The 15,840-nt window shown below is 64.5% G+C and carries 14 protein-coding genes and 11 tRNA genes; 24 read left to right on the forward strand and 1 reads right to left on the reverse strand.

The features are described from left to right. Window positions 1–29 precede the first annotated feature (29 nt). The 7 genes from grxC to FQS62_RS04425 all read left to right on the forward strand — a co-directional run bounded on the left by grxC (window position 30) and on the right by FQS62_RS04425 (window position 5,460). Window positions 30–320, forward strand: coding sequence for a glutaredoxin 3 (gene grxC / locus FQS62_RS04395; protein ID WP_049447194.1), 291 nt, complete (start codon window positions 30–32; stop codon window positions 318–320). Next, on the forward strand, window positions 317–709 hold the full coding sequence (locus FQS62_RS04400; protein WP_025878126.1) for a carboxymuconolactone decarboxylase family protein: 393 nt from the start codon (window positions 317–319) through the stop codon (window positions 707–709). The genes grxC and FQS62_RS04400 overlap by 4 nt, the downstream gene beginning before the upstream one ends. 539 nt (window positions 710–1,248) lie before the next feature. After that, window positions 1,249–2,253, forward strand: a complete 1,005-nt coding sequence (locus FQS62_RS04405; protein ID WP_032129081.1) for an isocitrate dehydrogenase — start codon at window positions 1,249–1,251, stop codon at window positions 2,251–2,253. 132 nt (window positions 2,254–2,385) lie between these two features. Beyond that, window positions 2,386–2,796, forward strand: a complete 411-nt coding sequence (locus FQS62_RS04410) for a hypothetical protein (RefSeq protein ID WP_208043348.1) — start codon at window positions 2,386–2,388, stop codon at window positions 2,794–2,796. Between the two features lie 183 nt (window positions 2,797–2,979). After that, a complete protein-coding gene (locus FQS62_RS04415) occupies window positions 2,980–3,723 on the forward strand; it encodes a cysteine hydrolase family protein (RefSeq protein WP_049447203.1) in 744 nt (247 codons plus the stop codon). 53 nt (window positions 3,724–3,776) lie between these two features. Next, window positions 3,777–4,685, forward strand: a complete 909-nt coding sequence (locus FQS62_RS04420; RefSeq protein WP_154348583.1) for a LysR family transcriptional regulator — start codon at window positions 3,777–3,779, stop codon at window positions 4,683–4,685. 25 nt (window positions 4,686–4,710) lie between these two features. After that, a complete protein-coding gene (locus tag FQS62_RS04425; protein ID WP_208043349.1) occupies window positions 4,711–5,460 on the forward strand; it encodes a sulfite exporter TauE/SafE family protein in 750 nt (249 codons plus the stop codon). 60 nt (window positions 5,461–5,520) lie between these two features. Here FQS62_RS04425 and FQS62_RS04430 read toward each other — a convergent pair whose 3' ends face one another. Further along, window positions 5,521–6,279, reverse strand: coding sequence for a Bax inhibitor-1/YccA family protein (locus FQS62_RS04430; protein WP_208043350.1), 759 nt, complete (start codon window positions 6,277–6,279; stop codon window positions 5,521–5,523). A 180-nt stretch (window positions 6,280–6,459) separates the two neighbouring features. Here FQS62_RS04430 and FQS62_RS04435 point away from each other — a divergent pair. From FQS62_RS04435 to FQS62_RS04515, 17 genes are all read left to right on the forward strand, one after another. Continuing rightward, window positions 6,460–6,536 (forward strand) — tRNA-Pro (locus tag FQS62_RS04435). A 39-nt stretch (window positions 6,537–6,575) separates the two neighbouring features. Continuing rightward, window positions 6,576–6,652 (forward strand) — tRNA-Arg (locus tag FQS62_RS04440). A gap of 176 nt (window positions 6,653–6,828) precedes the next feature. Further along, window positions 6,829–6,905: transfer RNA gene (locus FQS62_RS04445), tRNA-His, on the forward strand. A 79-nt stretch (window positions 6,906–6,984) separates the two neighbouring features. Continuing rightward, window positions 6,985–7,060, forward strand: a tRNA-Lys gene (locus FQS62_RS04450). A gap of 198 nt (window positions 7,061–7,258) precedes the next feature. Beyond that, window positions 7,259–7,334, forward strand: a tRNA-Lys gene (locus tag FQS62_RS04455). Window positions 7,335–7,776: 442 nt separating this feature from the next. Then, on the forward strand, window positions 7,777–8,079 hold the full coding sequence (locus FQS62_RS04460) for a hypothetical protein (RefSeq protein ID WP_049448005.1): 303 nt from the start codon (window positions 7,777–7,779) through the stop codon (window positions 8,077–8,079). Between the two features lie 139 nt (window positions 8,080–8,218). Next, a tRNA-Leu gene (locus FQS62_RS04465) sits at window positions 8,219–8,303 on the forward strand. Window positions 8,304–8,492: 189 nt separating this feature from the next. Then, on the forward strand, window positions 8,493–9,788 hold the full coding sequence (gene tig / locus FQS62_RS04470; protein ID WP_049448004.1) for a trigger factor: 1,296 nt from the start codon (window positions 8,493–8,495) through the stop codon (window positions 9,786–9,788). A 76-nt stretch (window positions 9,789–9,864) separates the two neighbouring features. Next, the gene (gene clpP / locus FQS62_RS04475) at window positions 9,865–10,491 is read left to right on the forward strand and encodes an ATP-dependent Clp endopeptidase proteolytic subunit ClpP (protein WP_004146318.1); all 627 of its coding nucleotides are present in this window, start codon (window positions 9,865–9,867) and stop codon (window positions 10,489–10,491) included. A gap of 126 nt (window positions 10,492–10,617) precedes the next feature. Next, window positions 10,618–11,907: an ATP-dependent Clp protease ATP-binding subunit ClpX gene (clpX, locus tag FQS62_RS04480; RefSeq protein ID WP_032129320.1), complete on the forward strand. Its 1,290-nt coding sequence runs from the start codon at window positions 10,618–10,620 to the stop codon at window positions 11,905–11,907. Window positions 11,908–12,050: 143 nt separating this feature from the next. Then, the gene (gene lon, locus FQS62_RS04485; protein WP_049448003.1) at window positions 12,051–14,501 is read left to right on the forward strand and encodes an endopeptidase La; all 2,451 of its coding nucleotides are present in this window, start codon (window positions 12,051–12,053) and stop codon (window positions 14,499–14,501) included. Between the two features lie 217 nt (window positions 14,502–14,718). After that, on the forward strand, window positions 14,719–14,991 hold the full coding sequence (locus FQS62_RS04490) for a non-specific DNA-binding protein Hbs (protein WP_004146343.1): 273 nt from the start codon (window positions 14,719–14,721) through the stop codon (window positions 14,989–14,991). Between the two features lie 11 nt (window positions 14,992–15,002). Beyond that, window positions 15,003–15,077: transfer RNA gene (locus FQS62_RS04495), tRNA-Val, on the forward strand. 26 nt (window positions 15,078–15,103) lie between these two features. Beyond that, window positions 15,104–15,180 (forward strand) — tRNA-Asp (locus FQS62_RS04500). Between the two features lie 85 nt (window positions 15,181–15,265). Further along, window positions 15,266–15,342 (forward strand) — tRNA-Asp (locus tag FQS62_RS04505). An 87-nt stretch (window positions 15,343–15,429) separates the two neighbouring features. Continuing rightward, a tRNA-Asp gene (locus FQS62_RS04510) sits at window positions 15,430–15,506 on the forward strand. Window positions 15,507–15,612: 106 nt separating this feature from the next. Next, window positions 15,613–15,689: transfer RNA gene (locus tag FQS62_RS04515), tRNA-Asp, on the forward strand. The last annotated feature ends 151 nt before the right edge of the window (window positions 15,690–15,840 follow it).

A 15,840-nucleotide genomic window follows, 5' to 3' on the forward strand; every position in this document is an offset into this window, starting at 1 on the left:
TAGACCGTCGATCCATCGTGGAGTTTCCCGTGACAGCCCAGACCGCCGGCGGTGCCCCCGCCATCACCCTCTATTCCACCGCCGTCTGCCCGTACTGCGTGGCCGCCAAGAACTTCCTGAAGAGCAAGGGCCAGCAGTGGACCGAGGTCCGCATCGACCTGGACCCGGCCGAGCGCGAGAAGATGATCGCGCTGACCCGCCGCACCAGCGTGCCGCAGATCTTCGTCGGCGACGTCCATGTGGGCGGCTACGACGACATGATGGCCCTGCACCGTGAAGGCAAGCTCGAGCCGCTGCTGGCCGGGCAGGGCCAGGCATGAGCGCGGCCGACGACGGCAGCAGGGATCGCATTGCCGAGTTCACCGATTTCCGCAAGCGCATGAACGAGCGCATCCTGGGCGAGCCGAACCAGGTGGTGCGCCGCTTCTTCGCGCTGGATACGCAGACCTACCAGGCCGGCGCGCTGGACGTGAAGACCAAGGAGCTGCTGGGGCTGGTGGCCTCGATGGTGCTGCGCTGCGACGACTGCATCAGCTACCACGTGGCCCAGTGCAAGGACGCCGGCGTGACCCGCGAGGAGTTCTTCGAGACCTTCTCGGTCGGCCTGGTGGTCGGCGGCTCGATTGTGATCCCGCACCTGCGCCGCGCGGTCGACTTCCTCGACCAGCTTGAAGGTGGCGCCGCCGCCCCGGCAGCGCACGAGCACTGAGGGTAGTGCCGGCCGCTGGCCGGCATCGCCTGAACCCGGCATGGCCGGGTTGCCGGCCAGCGGCCGGCACTACCGGACCTGCAAGGGGGACTTCCCCGCAATCCAACAGTCCAGGAGCCCCCTTGTTGTTCAAGGGGGCGCGCCGACAGGCGCAGGGTTAAGGCGGTATGCGCGGGCAAAACCGCAGAGCGGTTTGCTCAAGGGGGCGCGCCGACAGGCGCGGGGATAAGGTGGGATGCGCGGGCAATTCTGCCTGAGCCGGGAAGCGGGCCCTTGCTTGCCTTCCTGGCATTACCCGACCTGCGGGGGCCTTCCCCGTGATCCAACAGCCCAGGAGCCCCTTCTTGTTGAAGGGGCGCGCCGACAGGCGGGGGTAGAGGAGAAATGCGCGGGCAATTATGTCTTGGCCGGGGCCGGGACCATCGTCTACTTGGGCAGCCGCCCCCGGCTAAGGCATAATTGCCGGTGAAACTTCCTTTGCGCCGGCGTTTCCGGGCACGTCCGGACGGCGTTTTTCCCCCTGTTCGGAACATCGATCAATGACGCAGAAAATTACGGTCATCCGCGGCGACGGCATTGGCCCGGAAATCATGGACGCCACCCTGTTCGTGCTCGACCAGCTCAAGACTGGCCTGGAGTACGAAGACGCCGACGCCGGCCTGGTGGCCCTGGAAAAGCACGGCGACCTGATGCCGGCGGTGACCCTGGAATCGATCGCGCGCAACAAGGTTGCGCTGAAGAGCCCGCTGACCACTCCGGTTGGTGGTGGCTTCACCTCGATCAACGTCAGCCTGCGCCGCCACTTCGACCTGTACGCCAACGTGCGTCCGGCCCACACCTTCCCGAACACCAAGTCGCGTTTCGACAACGTCGACCTGATCACCGTTCGTGAGAACACCGAAGGTGCGTACCTGGCCGAGGGCCAGGAAGTGTCGGCCGACGGCGAGACCGCCTTCTCCGGCACCCGCATCACCCGCAAGGGCTCCGAGCGCATCGTGCGCTACGCCTTCGAGCTGGCCAAGAGCACCGGCCGCAAGAAGGTCACTGCCGTGCACAAGGCCAACATCATCAAGTCGACGTCGGGCCTGTTCCTGAACGTCGCCCGTGAAGTGGCCGCGCAGTACCCGGACATCGAGTTCCAGGAAATGATCGTCGACAACTGCTGCATGCAGCTGGTGATGCGTCCGGAACAGTTCGACGTGATCGTCACCACCAACCTCTTCGGCGACATCATCTCCGACCTGTGCGCCGGCCTCGTCGGCGGCCTGGGCTTGGCCCCGGGTGCCAACATCGGCAAGGACGCGGCGATCTTCGAAGCCGTGCACGGCACCGCGCCGGACATCGCCGGCCAGGGCAAGGCCAATCCGTGCGCGCTGCTGCTGGCCGCCGCGCAGATGCTGGACCATGTCGGCCAGCCGGAAAACGCCGAGCGCCTGCGCAAGGCCATCGTGGCGACCATGGAAGCCAAGGATTCGCTGACCGGCGACCTGGGCGGTACCGGCACCACCATGAGCTTTGCCCAGGCCATCGCCAGCCGCCTGTAAGCGGCCGGCGTTCCGGCTGGAGATCGTCTCAGGCGATGTCCAGTCCGGGCCTGCAAGCGTTGAAGACGGGCCGTCCTTGTACGGTCCGTCTGCGTTTTGGGCTGCGCGTTTTTCACCGAGAGAGTTTTATGGATGCCTGAGACGGCTGTGTGGATCCTGGTGGCTGCTGCCGTTTACGTTCTGGGCGTAGCCATCTACTTCGTCTTCTACTGGCCATGGTCCCGTTCGCAGCGCGCGCTGCGCCGCCTGCGCAGGGAGGGGGTACCCGTTCGCAGCATGCGGCGGTCCGAGGAGCGCGTACTGCAGTTGATCGAGTTTCCGGCAGGGGCGCCGGTTCTCCTGCTGGAAGGGGCCTGCGCGGAATTCGTTATCAGGAGCGTCAATGCGCCTGCCCGCCATGTCCAGACCTTGGCTGGCGTTCCGGTGAAGTATCCGGCCGGCCTGCAGCATGCCGTGCGCGCCGGTATCAATACCGCCGAAGTCGTGCTCGGGCGCGAGTACGCGATGATCGTACGGCTCAATGGAGCAAAGCTGACCCAGTAGCGTCGAGCCATGCTCGACTGCGCATTCATGGCCCCGGACGAAAAGCAATAGCAGTCGAGCATGGCTCGACTCTACAGGGGTGGTCTGTGCAGGATTCGCACAGATCATGTGCTGCTACATGGCTGGTTCGTGCGCCAACTGCTCCGCATCCTGTGGCCACTTTCCACCGCACAGGAGCACATCATGAATCTCACCACCTTCGGCCTGGCCGGCCTGATCGGCATGGCCACCACTGCGTCGGTCGCTGCTGTCGAGCCGGCCCATCCCACCATCCGCCACCTGGCGGGCGCGCCGGTCGCGGCCTCGCTGGATGCGGCGAAGACCGCCGTGCTGGTGATCGACTTCCAGAACGAGTACTTCGATGCCAAGGCCGCACCGGGCTTTGCCGGTGGCCGCATGGTCATTCCCGATGGCGTGGCCGCACTGCGCCAGGCCAAGCGGGTGGTCGAGTTCGCCGATGCCCACGGCATCCGCGTGATCCATGTGCAGCACGTGTTGCCGGCCGGCGCACCGTTGTTCGCGCAGGGCAGCGTCAATGCCGCCTTCCATCGCGACCTGCAGCCGCGCAAGGGTGAGACCGTGGTGCAGAAGGACAACGTCAGCGTGTTCGCTGGCAACTCGGCCGCGGTGCTCGACACCGTGCTGAAGGATGCGGGTATCGACACGCTGATCGTCACCGGCCTGCAGACCCATGCCTGTGTGGCCGGTGCTGCGCGCGACGCGGCGGCGACTCCGCGCGGCTACCGGGTGATCGTATCGTCCGATGCCAGCGCCAGCCGCGACCTGGACCTCGCCGGTGGCCAGCGCATCGATCATCGCGCGCTGCATGACGCCTCGCTGGCGCAGATCGAAGACGCCTTCGGTGATGTCATGAGCACCGACGCGATCCTGGCGCTGCCGGTGCGCAAGGCCAGCGACGGCGCTTGATAAGCTGATGGGGCCCGCATGCCGTGGGCCCCGCCACGTGGAGCCACTTGCCGATGGATCACTTCGCCGCCCTGCGTGCGCTGCGCGCCATCGTCGACGCAGGCAGCTTCACTGCGGCTGCCGAGCGCCTGGGTACCACCCACTCGGCGATGTCACGGCAGCTGCGGCAGCTGGAAGAGCATCTGCAGGTGCGGCTGCTCGATCGCAACAGCCGCCGGCTGTCACTGACCGAAGCCGGTCGCGATTACTACCGCGAGGCGGCAGCGCTGCTGGATCGCCTGCAGGAAGCAGATGATCGCGTGCGTGCCGGGCAGGCGCAGCCCAGTGGCCTCGTACGTATCAGCGTGCCGCAGGTCGTGGCCAGCCAGGAGCTGCCGCATTGGCTGCCGTCGTTCCTGCAGCGCTACCCGCAGGTCGCGCTTGACCTGTCGGCCGATGATCAACTGGTCGATGTCGTCGGTGGTGGCTTCGACCTGGCCCTGCGCATCGCGGCCTCGTTGCCGGACAGCCAGCTGGTCGCACGCGAGCTGGCCAGCTGCCCGCGCATCCTGGTCGCTGCACCGGCGTATCTGGCACAGCACGGTCTGCCCCGGCAGGCGTCGGACCTCGCGCAGCACACGCTGCTGGGGTTCAGTCCTACCGCGGCGATGTCACCCTGGCAGCTGCAAGGGCCGCGCGGTGCCACCGCAAGCATAGAGGCGGGGCAGCGCCTGCGCGTGGACGCCACGCCGGCGCTGTACGCCGCCGCGCTGGCCGGGATGGGCATCAGCCTGTTCACTGCGCTGACCGTGCAGGAGGACCTGCGCGCCGGCCGCCTGATCCGTGTGCTGCCCGCCTGGCACGCAGGACAGCGGCGTTACTTTGCGCTGTATCCGCATGCGCGGGCGCTGGCGCCGAAGGTGCGTGCGCTGGTCGAGCACCTCGCGGCGCACTACGCTGCGCAGGTGGGCGCGGCAGGGTAGTCGCGCGACAGCAACCGAGGTGGTGATGGAGTCGGTGTATCTGCTGGTCGCGCTGGGCGCGATCGTCGCCGGATTCGTGCAGGGCCTGTCCGGCTTCGCCTTTGGCATGGTGGCGATGTCGTTCTGGGCGTGGGGACTGGAGCCACGGCTGGCGGCGACGTTGTCGGTGTTTGGTGCGCTGGTCGGGCAGCTGGTCGCGGTGGTCACCGTGCGCCGCGGATTCAACCTGCGCCTGCTGCTGCCGTTCGTGCTGGGCGGGCTGGCCGGCATTCCGCTGGGCGTGATGGTGTTGCCGCAGCTGGACATGGACTGGTTCAAGGCGCTGCTGGGCGGCTTCCTGGCGCTGTGGTGCCCGGTGATGCTGATGGCACGCTCGTTGCCGCCGATCACCATCGGAGGGCGCGTGGGTGACGCCATTGCCGGTATGGCCGGTGGCGTGCTCAGTGGCATCGGTGGCTTCGCCGGGCCGGTGCCGACGTTGTGGAGCACGCTGCGCGGCTTCGGCAAGGACGAGCAGCGCGCGGTCATCCAGAACTTCAACCTGGCGATGCTGGCGGTGACCATGGCCACCTATGTCGGCAGCGGCCTGGTGAGCCGGCAGATGTTGCCGTACTTCGCCATCGTGGCACCGGCCATGCTGGTGCCGACCCTGCTGGGTGCGCGGGTCTACATCGGCATCAGCGAGGCACGCTTCCGGCAGGTCGTGCTGGGCCTGCTGACCGTGTCAGGCATCGCGTTGCTGGCGTCGTCGCTGCCGGTGCTGCTGGCGCGCTGAGGGAGGAACGAAAAAGGGCGCCACGAGAGGCGCCCTTTGTCGTCTATGGCATGTTGCGACTCAGCGCTGCTGGATCTTTGACAGCAGGCGCAGGAACTCCACGTACAGCCAGACCAGGGTCACCATCAGGCCGAATGCGCCATACCACTCCATGTACTTCGGTGCTCGCTGGGCGACACCGGTCTCGATGAAGTCGAAGTCCAGCACCAGATTCAGCGCGGCCACGACCACCACGAACAGGCTGAAGGCGATGCCCAGCCAGCTGGAGTCATGGATCACCGGCACGTTGATGTTGAAGAAGCCCAGCACGAACGACGCCAGGTAGAGCAGGGCGATGCCGCCGGTGGCCGCGACCACGCCCAGCTTGAAGTTCTCGGTGGCCTTGATCAGGCCACTGCGGTACGCGAACAGCAGCGCGAACAGGGTGCCGAAGGTCAGCAGCACGGCCTGGAACACGATGCCCGGGAACTTGGCGTTGAACACGGCCGAGATGGCGCCGAGGAACAGGCCTTCCACCAGCGCGTACATCGGCGCAGTGACCGGCGACCATTCCTTCTTGAAGACGGTGATCAGCGCCAGCACCAGGCCGCCGATGGCGCCGCCCATGGCATACAGCTTGGCCCCGGCCATGACCTGGCCGTAGTCGTCGATGGTCTGGTTCCAGGCGAACGCGGCCGTCAGCACGGTCAACAGCAGCAGGAAGCCGGTCTTGTTGACGGTGCCGTTGAGGGTCATTGCCTGGTCGGGGCTGGTCACCACCGAGCCGCTGGCGAGGTCGAGGAAGGTCGACTCGGAAAGAGCCGGGTTGCCGCTGCGCATGCGTGTTCTCCGTGCGAATAAGGGGCTGGACGGCCATCCGGCCGATGACCGGGAGCATAGCCGATGGTTGCGCGTGGTGCCGTGTCAGGCGCTGGGTGCGAGTCGCCCGCGTTGACAGTTCATGATGCGCTTGGCCACAATGACCAGCTCCCCGGGCCTGGCCCGAGGGGATTGCAAGACCGGGGTATAGCGCAGTCTGGTAGCGCGCCTGCTTTGGGAGCAGGATGTCGGGGGTTCGAATCCCTCTACCCCGACCAATCCCACATCACGTCGGATTGGACGCCGTTCCGGTTCGGGCGCCCGTAGCTCAACTGGATAGAGCACCGGCCTTCTAAGCCGGCGGTTACAGGTTCGATTCCTGTCGGGCGCGCCATCGGCGAGCACCGGGATCGCATCGGCGGATGTGAAGAAGTGCTTGCAAAAGGGTAAAGACTCCACCAGAATATCGGACTCGCTTCGGCGGACCGGAACTTCGGTGACAGTCCCCCCCAGGCAAAGGTTTGAAGTTCCAGTGCCGGTGGTCTTGGCGGTGGAGCGAAAGTTTCAGTGGTGGCTGTAGCTCAGTTGGTTAGAGTACCGGATTGTGATTCCGGTGGTCGGGGGTTCGAATCCCCTCAGCCACCCCACTGATTCAACCGCATCGGCGCAGCCGAAACGGTATTGCAATAAACAGAAAGCACGCTATAATGTGCGTCTGAGTTTTACGGGCCGTTAGCTCAGTTGGTAGAGCAGTTGACTCTTAATCAATAGGTCCAAGGTTCGAATCCTTGACGGCCCACCAAGACAGAAGCCACCTGGTACGCCAGGTGGCTTTTTTCTTATAAGTGTGACCCTTTGGTTTCATTGGATCACCGACTGCAGAAATCCCGCCTGGCGTGGGTCTGCAGTGGCAGCGGGATCGCGGTACTGGTTTCAACGACGTTGAAAAAAGTGCTTGCACCCTCCGAGCGGATCGGGTCATAATTCGCGCCCCGATTTCGGGCTGTTAGCTCAGTTGGTAGAGCAGTTGACTCTTAATCAATAGGTCCAAGGTTCGAATCCTTGACAGCCCACCAGACGAAAGCCACTTGGTCAGCCAGGTGGCTTTTTTCTTGCCTGATCTCTGGGTGGCGTCTGCAGATACCAGCGGTGTTGGCTGGAGTGGAGCCCCCTTGAGTCAAGGGGGCGCGGCGAAGCCGCGGGGATGTGGGGGCCGGTGAAGTGGGGCCCTCGCTTTGCCATGCAAAGCGTGGGGCTGCGGCGCGAATGCGCAGCAGCTTCCCCTTGGTTCGCCAAGTGGCTTTTTTCTTGCTTGTTTGCCGGGTTGCGCTTCAACCACGCATGGCGTGGATCTACTGAAGCGGCGCATTGCGCGGATCTACTGAAGCGATGCTGAAATCAGGGGCATACGCGTCATCAGTGTTTTCAATGCTGTGCGCTGCTTCTCACCGTGTCGCGTCCTGTATCGCACCCAATGGACCTTCCGCGCCGATGGCGCATGCACGAAGGAAGAAGTTGATGGCCGATATCAATCGACTGTGCCGGACGGTGTGGGTTCTTTCCGCGTTGGTGGCGCTGACGGCCTGCGCGCCTGGCAGTGATCCGGCGAAGACCGTCGAGCGCGATGCGGGCGTCGATGCCGTTCCGGCGCGCCCGATCGCCGGAGTCGCGCAGCCGGCGTCGCCGGTGGAGGGTGGGGCCGCTCCCGAGGCTGTGGAGCTGCGTAGCACCGACGATGGTGGCGTGGACATCCGCAAGGCGGATGTGGCGGCCGGGCAGGGCGCTGACGCACCTGCACCCCCTGCCGAAGCGAAACACTGAGTCGTTGCCGTCCCGAACGGTCGCACGACCTTCGGGATGGCCTTTGGCGCGGACGATGTGCCCGCCTGTCATGTTCAGTTTTGTGCAGGCCTTCCGATTCCAGCCGGCGCCTGCGACAATGAACGCCTGAGCCGGCCACGCGAAAGTGGCGGAATTGGTAGACGCCCTGGATTTAGGTTCCAGTGCCGCAAGGCGTGGGGGTTCGAGTCCCCCCTTTCGCACCAGTGCCGGCCTGTCCCCGCCCTGATCGGGCCATCTGCGCCCCCTTGACCGGCACGCGCTGGCAGTGCAGGCCGAATTGGGCGAAACTAAAGGGCTGCGGCAAGCAGGCGCGTCCCAGACGTCGTGTCCTTACAACCGTTTCATCCCAATCATCGAGCCGGGGGCGTGGGCCGCCGGTGGCAGGAGTCAACATGCAAGCTTCGATCGAATCCACCGGCAACCTGGAACGCCGCCTGAGCTTCTCGCTGCCGGAAGAGCGTCTGCAGAGCCACATCGTCGGCCGCCTGGGCGAAATCGCCCGCACTACCCGCATCAAGGGTTTCCGTCCGGGCAAGGTGCCGGCCAAGGTGATCGAGCAGCGCTTCGGCGCGCAGGTCCGTGGTGAGGCGCTGGACGGCCTGCTGCGCGAAACCTTCGATGCCGCCGTGCGCGAGCACGACCTGCGCATCGTGGGCAGCCCGCGCATCGACAAGGGCGACGAGGGTGAGTTCTCCTTCGTGGCCACCGTGGAAGTGGTGCCGGACTTCGGCGATATCGACGTCAGCAAGCTGACCGTCGTGCGCCACAGCGCCGAAATCACCGACGCCGACATCGACCAGATGATCGAGAACCTGCAGAACCAGCGTCGTACCTGGGCCCCGGTCAGCCGCGGCGCACAGGACGGTGACCTGGTCGCGGTGGAAACCTGGTCGCAGGCCGGCGAAGAGCGCCTGCCGGCCGAGGGCACCGAGAAGGGTTCGATCGTGCTCGGCCAGGGCATGATGTTCGAAACCATCGAAAAGGGTTTGGTCGGCCTGGCCAAGGGCGAAGAGAAGACCCTGGACGTCGAGTTCCCGGCTGACTGGCGCGTGCCGGTGCTGGCCGGCAAGACGGTGCAGGTCACCGTCAAGGTTGCCGAAGTGTCCGAGCCGGTCGTGCCGGCGGTCGACGAAGCCTTCATCAAGAGCTTCGGCGTGAAGGGTGGCGATGTGGAGCAGTTCCGCAGCGACATCCGCGCCAACCTGGAGCGCGAGCTGAAGGGCGCCCTGATGAACCGCCTGCGCCGCGAAGTGGGCGAGCAGCTGATCGCTGCTTACTCCTCGGTGGAAATGCCGCCGCGCCTGGTCGAGAACGAAGCCCGCGCCATGCTGGCCCAGCAGGTCGAGCAGATCCGCCGCAACGGCCAGAATGTCGGTGAGATCCCGGCCGATGCCCACGAAGGCTTCAAGGACGCCGCCGCCAAGCGCGTGCTGGTCGGCCTGCTGGTCGGTGAAGTGGCCCGCATCAACGACCTGCGCCTGGAAGCCAAGCGCCTGAACGAAACGATGCGCCTGATCGCTTCCACCTACGAAGAGCCGGAACAGGTCATTGAGATGTACCGCAACGACCCCCAGCTGATGTCTGGTCTGCAGAACCGTGTGATGGAAGAGCAGGTGATCGACTGGATCGCCGAGCGTGCCCAGCACACCGAAGAGAAGCTGTCGTTCCAGGACGCGATCCGCCAGTAAGCCCGGGCGGATCACCGGATGCCCCGCGCCTTTGCCGGCGCGGGGTTGTAGCCCCCCAAGATAGGTACCTCACGTAATGGACAACCGAACCAAAGCCCTGAACCTGGTTCCGATGGTGGTCGAGCAGACCAGCCGCGGCGAGCGTGCCTACGACATCTATTCGCGCCTGTTGAAGGAGCGCCTGATCTTCCTCGTGGGCCCGATCGACGATCACATGGCCAACGTGGTGGTGGCGCAGTTGCTGTTCCTGGAATCGGAAAACCCGGAAAAGGACATCAACATCTACATCAACTCGCCGGGTGGCGTGGTTACCGCCGGCATGGCGATCTACGACACCATGCAGTACATCAAGCCGAATGTGAGCACCACCTGCATCGGCCAGGCCGCCTCGATGGGCGCCCTGCTGCTGGCCGCGGGCGAAGCCGGCAAGCGCTATGCGCTGCCGAACTCGCGCGTGATGATCCACCAGCCGTTGGGCGGCTACCAGGGCCAGGCCACCGATATCGACATCCACGCACGTGAGATCCTGACCCTGCGTTCGCGCCTGAACGAGGTGCTGGCCAAGCACACCGGCCAGTCGCTGGAGACCATCGCGCGCGATACCGAGCGCGACAACTTCAAGAGCGCCTTCGAGGCGCAGGCCTACGGTCTGGTCGACCAGGTCCTGGAGCGTCGTCCGGATGAGTCGATCCAGGCCGGTTGATCGGCCTTCACGGGGCCATGGAGGCCCCGTTCCTGCAGGGTCGGGCGGGACTGGTGTCCCCTCGGCCCTGTGCTATTCTCGAATCGAACCCCCGTTCAGCGGGTGGGGTAACTGGGTAAGCGAAGCATGAGCGAAGACCGCCAAGGTCGTTCCACGGACACCGGCAAGATCCTCTACTGCTCTTTCTGCGGCAAGAGCCAGCATGAAGTGCGCAAGCTGATTGCGGGTCCGAGCGTGTTCATCTGTGATGAATGCGTGGAGCTGTGCAACGACATCATCCGTGAGGAACTTGAGGAAAAGGCGCAGTCGGCGCGCAGTTCGCTGCCGAAGCCGCGCGAGATCCTCGAAGTCCTCGACCAGTACGTGATCGGCCAGAACCGCGCCAAGCGCACCCTGGCCGTGGCCGTGTACAACCACTACAAGCGCATCGAGAGCCGGCAGAAGAACGACGACGTCGAACTGGCGAAGTCGAACATCCTGCTGGTCGGCCCGACCGGTTCGGGCAAGACGCTGCTGGCCGAGACCCTGGCCCGCCTGCTCAACGTGCCGTTCACCATGGCCGACGCCACCACGCTGACCGAAGCCGGTTACGTGGGCGAGGACGTGGAGAACATCATCCAGAAGCTGCTGCAGAAGTGCGACTACGACGTCGAGAAGGCGCAGCAGGGCATCGTCTACATCGATGAAATCGACAAGATCTCGCGCAAGAGCGAGAACCCGTCGATCACCCGCGATGTGTCCGGCGAAGGCGTGCAGCAGGCCCTGCTGAAGCTGATCGAAGGCACCGTGGCCAGCGTTCCGCCGCAGGGCGGCCGCAAGCACCCGCAGCAGGAATTCCTGCAGGTGGACACCAAGAACATCCTGTTCATCTGCGGCGGCGCGTTCGCCGGGCTGGACAAGGTGATCCAGGCCCGTTCCACCGACGTCGGCAGCATCGGCTTCGGCGCCAAGGTGAAGAGCAGCGAGCGCAAGCAGGAAGTGGGCAAGGTGCTGGCTGAAGTCGAGCCGGAAGACCTGATCAAGTTCGGCCTGATCCCCGAGTTCGTCGGCCGCCTGCCGGTGGTGGCGACCCTGGAGGAGCTGGACGAGCCGGCCCTGATCAGGATCCTGACCGAGCCGAAGAACGCCATCACCAAGCAGTTCAAGAAGCTGTTCGAGATGGAGAACGTCGAGCTGGAGTTCCGCCCGGACGCGTTGTCGGCCATTGCCCGCAAGGCGCTCAAGCGCAAGACCGGTGCCCGCGGCCTGCGCACCATCGTCGAATCGGTCCTGCTGGACACCATGTACGACCTGCCCTCGCAGGAAAACGTCAGCAAGGTGGTGGTGGACGAGTCGGTGATCGAGCACAAGTCCGAGCCGTACCTGATCTACCAGACCCCGGCGGCTCCTGAACAGAAGGCCGCAGGCGCCGAGTGATCCTTCCAGGTTGTTGATTGGAAAGGATTTTCAAGGAATGCCTTGCATCTGAAAGCCGATGGCCCCATAACGGGGCCATCGGCTTTTTTTTGTCTCCGGAAGATGCCCTCCCGGAGGCGGTTTTCCCCTTCCCTGGAGCCCCCATGGCCCGTTCCCCAAGTGAAACCCTCGACCTGCCGGTCCTGCCGCTGCGCGACGTAGTGGTGTTCCCGCACATGGTCATCCCGCTGTTCGTCGGCCGTGACAAGTCCATGCACGCGCTCGAACAGGCAATGGAATCGGACAAGCGCATCCTGCTGCTGGCGCAGAAGTCGGCCGAGACCGATGACCCGCATGCGGCCGACCTCTACCAGGTCGGTACACTGGCGCAGGTGCTGCAGCTGCTGAAGCTGCCCGACGGCACCATCAAGGTGCTGGTCGAAGGCCTGTCGCGCGTGCAGGTCACCCACGTCGACGAGCGTAACGGCTCGCTGCACGGCCAGGCCGTGGAGATCGACGCCACCGACGAGCGCGAAGCACGTGAGGTCGAGGCGATCGCCCGCTCGCTGATGTCGCTGTTCGAGCAGTACGTGAAGACCAACCGCAAGCTGCCGCCGGAGCTGCTGCAGACGCTGTCGGGCATCGATGAGCCGGCGCGCCTGGCCGACACCATCGCCGCGCACATCAGCGTGCGCCTGGCTGACAAGCAGCGCCTGCTGGAAACGCTGGCCGTGGGCGACCGCCTGGAGATGCTGGTCGGCCTGGTCGATGGCGAGATCGACGTGCAGCAGATGGAGAAGCGCATCCGCGGCCGCGTGAAGTCGCAGATGGAGAAGAGCCAGCGCGAGTACTACCTCAACGAACAGATGAAGGCCATCCAGAAGGAACTGGGTGACCTGGACGACGCGCCGGGCGAGCTGGAAGAGCTGGCCCGCAAGATCGCCGAAGCCGGCATGCCGAAGGCCGTTGAAGCCAAGGCGCGCAACGAACTGAACAAGCTCAAGCAGATGTCGCCGATGTCGGCCGAAGCGGCGGTCGTGCGCAACTACCTGGAGTGGTTGCTGGGCGTGCCGTGGAAGAAGCGCAGCAAGGTGCGCAAGGACCTGAAGGTCGCGCAGGACACCCTCGATGCCGATCACTACGGCCTGGAGAAGGTCAAGGAACGCATCCTTGAATACCTGGCGGTGCAGTCGCGCGTGAAGCAGATGAAGGGCCCGATCCTCTGCCTGGTCGGACCGCCGGGCGTGGGCAAGACCTCGCTGGGCCAGTCCATCGCCAAGGCCACCAACCGCAAGTTCGTGCGCATGTCGCTGGGCGGCGTGCGCGACGAGGCCGAGATCCGTGGCCACCGCCGTACCTATGTCGGTTCGATGCCGGGCCGCATCGTGCAGAACCTCAACAAGGTCGGCAGCAAGAACCCGCTGTTCGTGCTGGACGAGATCGACAAGATGTCGATGGACTTCCGTGGCGATCCGTCTTCGGCGCTGCTGGAAGTGCTCGATCCGGAGCAGAACAACGCGTTCAACGACCACTACCTGGAAGTGGACCTGGACCTGTCCGAAGTGATGTTCGTGGCCACCTCGAACTCGCTCAACATTCCGGGCCCGCTGCTGGACCGCATGGAAGTGATCCGCATCCCCGGCTACACCGAGGATGAGAAGCTCAACATCGCCACCCGTTACCTGGTGCCGAAGCAGATCAAGGCCAACGGCCTGCAGCCGGAAGAACTGGAGATCGGCAGTGATGCGATCCAGGACATCGTGCGCTACTACACGCGCGAATCGGGCGTGCGCAACCTGGAACGCGAGATCGCCAAGATCTGCCGCAAGGTGGTGAAGGAGATCGCGCTGGCCGGCCCGCAGCCGGCGGCGAAGGCGAAGAAGGGTGCGAAGAAGAAGGCGCTGGTGAGCGTGTCCAGCAAGAACCTGGACAAGTACCTGGGCGTGCGTCGTTTCGACTTCGGCCGCGCCGAGGAAGAGAACGAGATCGGTCTGGTCACCGGCCTGGCCTGGACCGAAGTCGGTGGCGACCTGTTGCAGATCGAATCGACGCTGGTGCCGGGCAAGGGCCAGCTGATCCTGACCGGCCAGCTCGGCAACGTGATGAAGGAATCGGCATCGGCGGCGCTGTCGGTGGTGCGTTCGCGCGCGGTGGGCTTCGGCATCGACAGCGACTTCCTGCAGAAGCACGACGTGCACCTGCACGTGCCCGATGGTGCCACCCCGAAGGATGGCCCGAGTGCCGGCGCGGCGATGGTCACTTCGCTGGTGTCGATGCTGACCAAGGTGCCGGTGCGTGCCGATGTGGCCATGACCGGCGAAATCACCCTGCGCGGTCGTGTCACCGCCATCGGTGGCTTGAAGGAGAAGCTGCTGGCCGCACTGCGCGGCGGCATCCGCACGGTCATCATCCCGGAAGAGAACCGCAAGGATCTCGCCGACATTCCGGCAAATGTCACCCGCGATCTGAAGATCGTGCCGGTGAAGTACATCGAAGAAGTCCTCGACCTGGCGCTGGAGCGTCCGCTGGCACCGAAGAAGGCGCGCAAGAGTGCGCAGCGCGTCACGGTGCGCAGCAAGGCAAAACCGAGTGGAAGCGCGCGCGTCAAGCATTGACGCGCGCTGTCCAATGGCCCGAAACCCGCGTCGTTGCTGGCTTTTCACCTTGCGTGGGGGTAGGGCCGCTGGTATAAAAGCAGCACTCGCGAATGAGTGATCGCTGTCAGCGATGACTGAATCGGCGAACCGTTTCCACATGGCGGCCGCATGCAGAAGGCATGCGGTTGCTTCCCTGTCGAATAAGCGGAACCCACCGCCAAAGGAGTTGTAGAGAATGAACAAGACCGAATTGATCGATGCCGTTGCTGAAGCTGCAGACCTGACCAAGGCCGAGTCCAGCCGCGCCGTCGATGCCGTCGTTGCTGCCGTCACCAAGGCGCTGAAGGACGGCGATGCGGTCACCCTGGTTGGCTTCGGTACCTTCCAGGTCCGCGACCGTGCTGCACGCACCGGCCGCAACCCGAAGACCGGCGACACCATCAAGATCGCTGCTTCGAAGAATCCGTCGTTCAAGGCTGGTAAGGCCCTGAAGGATGCTGTAAACTAAGCGGCTCGCTGGGGTGCTTAGCTCAGCGGTAGAGCGTCTCCTTTACACGGAGAGGGTCGGGGGTTCGAAACCCTCAGCACCCACCACAGCACCGCGGTAAAAGTTTGAGTGTGGAGCGGTAGTTCAGCTGGTTAGAATGCTGGCCTGTCACGCCGGAGGTCGCGGGTTCGAGTCCCGTCCGCTCCGCCATTCAACGAGGCCTCCGGCCAAAAGCTGGAGGCTTTGTTTTCTTCCCGGTCCAAGCCGGCTGGAAGACAAAAAAAAGCAACAATGCGGAGCGGTAGTTCAGCTGGTTAGAATGCTGGCCTGTCACGCCGGAGGTCGCGGGTTCGAGTCCCGTCCGCTCCGCCATTACATCGAGGCCCCCGGCCGAAAGCTGGGGGCCTTGTCTTCTCACCGACGGGTTCGGGAAGAAGGCGAAAGGGTTTTTGCAAGAACGGAGCGGTAGTTCAGCTGGTTAGAATGCTGGCCTGTCACGCCGGAGGTCGCGGGTTCGAGTCCCGTCCGCTCCGCCATTGCAGAATTCTTAAGTCCCTGTGAAAAAACTTTGAAAAAAGTGTTCATCGGGCTGGGTTTCCAGAGAGTCTTCGGATATACTGGGCGCCTGCAAAGTTCAAGCGCGGAGCGGTAGTTCAGCTGGTTAGAATGCTGGCCTGTCACGCCGGAGGTCGCGGGTTCGAGTCCCGTCCGCTCCGCCAACTTTAAAAGCCCTCGGCGCAAGCCGGGGGCTTTTTCTTTGTGCCGTGCCGCAGGCCTGCCGATGTGCTGATGGCGCAGGTCCGCGAAGATCGGCGCAGGCCGCGCCGGTGCTGCTTTTGGTCCCTGCGGCGAAGCGGGTTACACTGCCGG

The sequence above is a fragment of the Stenotrophomonas sp. SBJS02 genome, assembly GCF_020428325.2.
In the GTDB taxonomy this organism is placed as follows: Bacteria; Pseudomonadota; Gammaproteobacteria; order Xanthomonadales; family Xanthomonadaceae; genus Stenotrophomonas; species Stenotrophomonas africana.